We start from the raw sequence: 4,634 nt of genomic DNA on the forward strand, positions 1-4,634 counted from the left end.
GACGTGGAACTCTACATGTTCGCGCAGGCCAACTCGGAACACTGCCGCCACAAGGTGTTCGGTGCCGAATGGACCATCGACGGCGTCAAGCAGGACAAGTCCCTGTTCCAGATGATCAAGAACACCTACCAGCTCCACAACTCCAACATCTTCAGCGCTTACAAGGACAACGCCGCCGTGATGAAGGGCGCTGTCGCAGGTCGTTACTACGCCGACCCGCGCACGAACAAGTACGACTACCACAAGGAAGAAGTCGACATCTTGATGAAGGTCGAGACCCACAACCACCCGACGGCGATTTCTCCGTTCCCGGGTGCCGCGACCGGCAGTGGCGGTGAAATCCGCGACGAAGGTGCGACGGGTAAGGGATCCAAGCCGAAGGCCGGCCTTACGGGCTTCAGCGTTTCGAACCTCAAGTTGCCGGGCGCAATCCAGCCGTGGGAAAAGGACTTCGGAAGCCCGTCCCGCATTGCTTCTGCGCTCGATATCATGATTGACGGCCCGCTGGGCGGTGCCGCGTTCAACAACGAATATGGCCGTCCGAACATCCTCGGTTACTTCCGCACGTTTGAACAGGAAGTCGATGCTCAGAACGGCAAGGAAATTCGCGGCTACCACAAGCCGATTATGCTGGCTGGCGGTCTTGGCAACATCAAGCACCAGCACATCGAGAAGGGTCACATCGACCCGGGTGACCACCTGATTGTGCTCGGCGGTCCGGCGATGCTCATCGGTCTCGGTGGCGGTGCCGCAAGTTCCGTGCAGAACGGTGCCGGTAACGAATCTCTTGATTTTGCCTCTGTGCAGCGCGAGAACGCCGAAATGGAACGCCGTTGCCAAGAAGTGATTGACCGCTGCTGGGCGATGGACGAGGAGAACCCGATTACGTTCATTCACGACGTGGGTGCGGGTGGACTTTCCAACGCCTTCCCGGAACTCGTGAACGATGGCGGTCTTGGCGGTAAGTTTGAACTGCGCAACGTGCCGAACGATGAACCGGGCATGAGCCCGTTCGAAATCTGGAGTAACGAATCGCAGGAACGCTACGTGATTGCCATCGCTGGTGACAAGCTTGACGTGTTCGATGCGCTCTGCAAGCGTGAACGTTGCCCGTACGCCGTGGTGGGCGAGGCCATCCCCGAAAAGCACCTGACTCTCACTGACAAGCACTTCGGTACGACTCCGATTGACATGCCGCTCGGCGTGTTGCTTGGCAAGCCGCCCCGCATGATCCGTAACGAAAAGAGCCAGAAGCGTCCGCTTCATTCTGCGGTTATTCCGGCAGGCGAAGGCGTGAAGGAAGTCGCTCATCGCGTGCTTGCGAACCCGACCGTCGCCGACAAGACGTTCCTCATTTCTATTGGTGACCGTAGCGTGACCGGCATGATTTGCCGCGACCAGATGGTTGGCCCGTGGCAGGTGCCTGTTGCCGACTGCGGCGTGACGAGTGCTACACTCGATACCTACGAAGGCGAAGCGATGAGTATGGGCGAACGTGCCCCGATTGCTCTCATTTCTCCGGCTGCTGCCGCCCGCATGACGGTTGCGGAATCTCTCACGAACATGGCTGCCGCCTACGTGCCCGACATGGGCCGCGTGAACTTGTCTGCCAACTGGATGGCGACCCCGAATTACGAAGGTGACGGTGCAGACCTTTACGAAGCCGTGAAGTCTATCGGTATGGAACTCTGCCCGGAACTCGGCATCACGATTCCGGTGGGCAAGGACTCCATGAGCATGAGTACCGTGTGGTCCGACGATAAGGGTAATCACCGCGTGACCGCTCCGATTTCGCTTGTCATCAGTGCCTTTGCTCCGTGTGCCGACGTGCGCAAGACGCTCACCCCGCAGCTTTTGCAGAAGAAGGACACGACGCTCGTGCTCGTGGACCTCGCTCGTGGCAAGAACCGCATGGGTGCCTCCATCGCAGCCCAGGTTTATAACAACCTCGGCGACAAGGCTCCGGATGTCGATTCCGCGAAGGAACTCCGCGCCTTCTTCGAGACCATCCAGAAGCTCAATGCTGCCGGAAAGATTATGGCCTACCATGACAAGAGCGATGGCGGCCTCTACACGACGGTTGCCGAAATGGCGTTCGCCGGCCACGTGGGTGTGACGCTCGATGCGACCGCCCTCAAGGGGAACCTGCTCGATGCCCTCTTCAACGAAGAACTCGGTGCCGTGCTGCAGGTCGCAAATTCTGACCTCGCGGAAGTTCGCGCGGCGTTTACTGCTGCCGGCCTCGGTGATACGCTCTCCGAAATCGGCAATCTCAACGATACTTACAACATGGTCATCGGCGACTACGCCGAAGGCCTCTCGGATCTCCGCGCCATCTGGAGCGACACGACCCGCCGCATCGCGGCCCTCCGCGATAATCCGGATTGTGCCGAAAGCGAATACACGCTCAAGCTGGAACAGGACAATCCGGGTATCACGCCGAAGGTCACCTTCGACGTCGCGGCGGGTGCAAAGGTCGTGAAGGACTACGCGAGCCGCCCGAAGATGGCCATCCTGCGCGAGCAGGGCATCAACGGCGAACTCGAAATGGCCGCCGCCTTCCAGAACGCGGGCTTCGAATCCATCGACGTTCACATGACCGACATTATCGAAGGCCGCATCTCCCTCAAGGACTTCAACGGCCTGGTGGCCTGCGGTGGCTTCAGCTACGGTGACGTTCTCGGTGCCGGCGAAGGCTGGGCCAAGAGCATCCTCTTCAACCCGAAGGCCCGCAGCGAATTCGAGGCTTACTTCAACCGCAAGGATACCTTCACGCTCGGCATCTGCAACGGCTGCCAGATGGTCTCGAACCTCAAGGACTTGATTCCGGGCGCCAAGCACTGGCCGCGCTTTGTGCAGAACCTCTCCGAACGCTTCGAAGCGCGCTTCTGCTCCCTGAAGGTCGAAGACACTCCGGCCGTGCTCCTGAAGGGTATGGCGGGCTCCGTGCTCCCGATTGCGGTCGCACACGGCGAAGGCCGTGCGGAATTCGCTAGCCGCGAAGCCGCCGAAGCCTGCCTTAAGACCGGCCTCGTGACGTTGCGTTATGTGGACGGCAAGCACGACTACACCGAACGCTACCCGCTCAACCCCAACGGTTCTCCGTTCGGCATCACCGGCCTCTGCTCCGAAGATGGCCGCGCCATGATCATGATGCCGCATCCCGAACGCGTTTACCGCACCTGCCAGAACTCCTGGCACCCGGCGGACTGGGGCGAAGACGGCCCGTGGATGCAACTCTTCCGCAACGGCCGTATCTTTGTAGGTTAATGGTGTCGGGGCGAACAAGCCCTGCGCGCATTGTCACCCCGGATTTATTCCGGGGTCGCCTTTGACAGAGTCATCCTGAACGCGAAGCGCGAAGGATCCAGTTAAGTCTAGAACAAAACCGCTCTCTGCTTCTCGCAGGGAGCTTTTTTTGTGGTCTAATGTTCCAAATTTCGCAGAAAACGTCCAATCCACCCATATTTGCATGTTGCGACACCTCATTCATTGTAAGCTTTTTGAATGTTTTTCGGCATTTTTGCCATTTCTTATATATATTTAGAGAAATACATCAAAAATCAAGGAGTTAATATGCTTAAAAAAATCGGGTTGGGCCTAACTCTTACTGCGGCCTTCGGTCTTATGTCCTGCGATGACAGTTCTAGTACCGGAAGCAGTGGAGGAACCGTAACCATTTCTTGTAAGGTTGTAAGTGAGGATCCGTTTACCATCAAATCCTCTGAAGCGGGCGTTGGTGGTAACATTACATACGAGCTAAAAGATGGCAAAGTGGTCGAAACATATAAATACGACGATTCGGCTCTAGCCAGGGAAGAATGTGAGGACATGAAATCGCGCTCCGGTTACACTAAGGTCAATTGCGATGGGAAGAAAATCGTTGCCTATACCGATGACGAAAAAACTGAAGCTCAGTTCAAGAAATACACCAAGCAGTTGAAAGACTATTGCAATGAAATTGATGGCAAAAAGGTGGATGTCAATGGTTGGGGCGATCCCGATGATGATGGGCCTACAAGTAGCAGCTCCGCAGCCAAGTCTTCTTCATCAACAAAGACGCCCACAAGCGCAACCTCATGTGATTTCAAACTCAATAATGATGTTTGGGAATATTCCTATACTGTAGAAAAGGACGCTTCGGGTACATCTGCAAAGGGAACCGTTCGCTATGAATTCAAGGGAAAGGATGTGACCATTACGGATAACTCCACAAAATCCGGCTCTCTTGTGAAGTCTGTCTGTCCATCCATGAAAGAAAATGATTATGAAGAAACCGATGAATTTGGCTCGGATAAAATGGAGACCACCTGCTCAGGCGATGATATGATTGTGAAAGTAACTACGGTTATCCGTGATTATAAAGAAAATTACGCAACCAAGGAAGAAATGATGCAGGCCTTGACTGCTCAATGCAAAGCGAAGCAGTAGTCGAAGGCTCTCGTTATTCGTCATCCTGAGTGAGACCCTGTCATCCTGAGTGGCGCGAACCACGAAGGATCCAGTTAAGTCTCGAATAAAACCGCTTCTTGCTTTACCGCAGGGGCGGTTTTTGCATTAGAAAATATCTTGTATGAACATCCAATATTTCATTTGCCTGCGAAGTGCGATATTGCTATATTGCGTGTATGAAA

Annotated in this window: 2 protein-coding genes; both read left to right on the plus strand. The window is 55.3% G+C overall.

Annotated features, from left to right (window positions below; all coding sequences use genetic code 11):
- Positions 1–3,270, plus strand: a 3,270-nt coding sequence (gene purL, locus IK012_RS05955; RefSeq protein WP_290951861.1) for a phosphoribosylformylglycinamidine synthase, incomplete at its 5' end; no start/stop codon positions are given.
- A 306-nt stretch (positions 3,271–3,576) separates the two neighbouring features.
- A complete protein-coding gene (locus tag IK012_RS05960; protein ID WP_290951864.1) occupies positions 3,577–4,431 on the plus strand; it encodes a hypothetical protein in 855 nt (284 codons plus the stop codon).
- Positions 4,432–4,634 lie beyond the last annotated feature (203 nt).

This window comes from Fibrobacter sp. (genome assembly GCF_017551775.1).
Lineage (GTDB): Bacteria > Fibrobacterota > Fibrobacteria > Fibrobacterales > Fibrobacteraceae > Fibrobacter.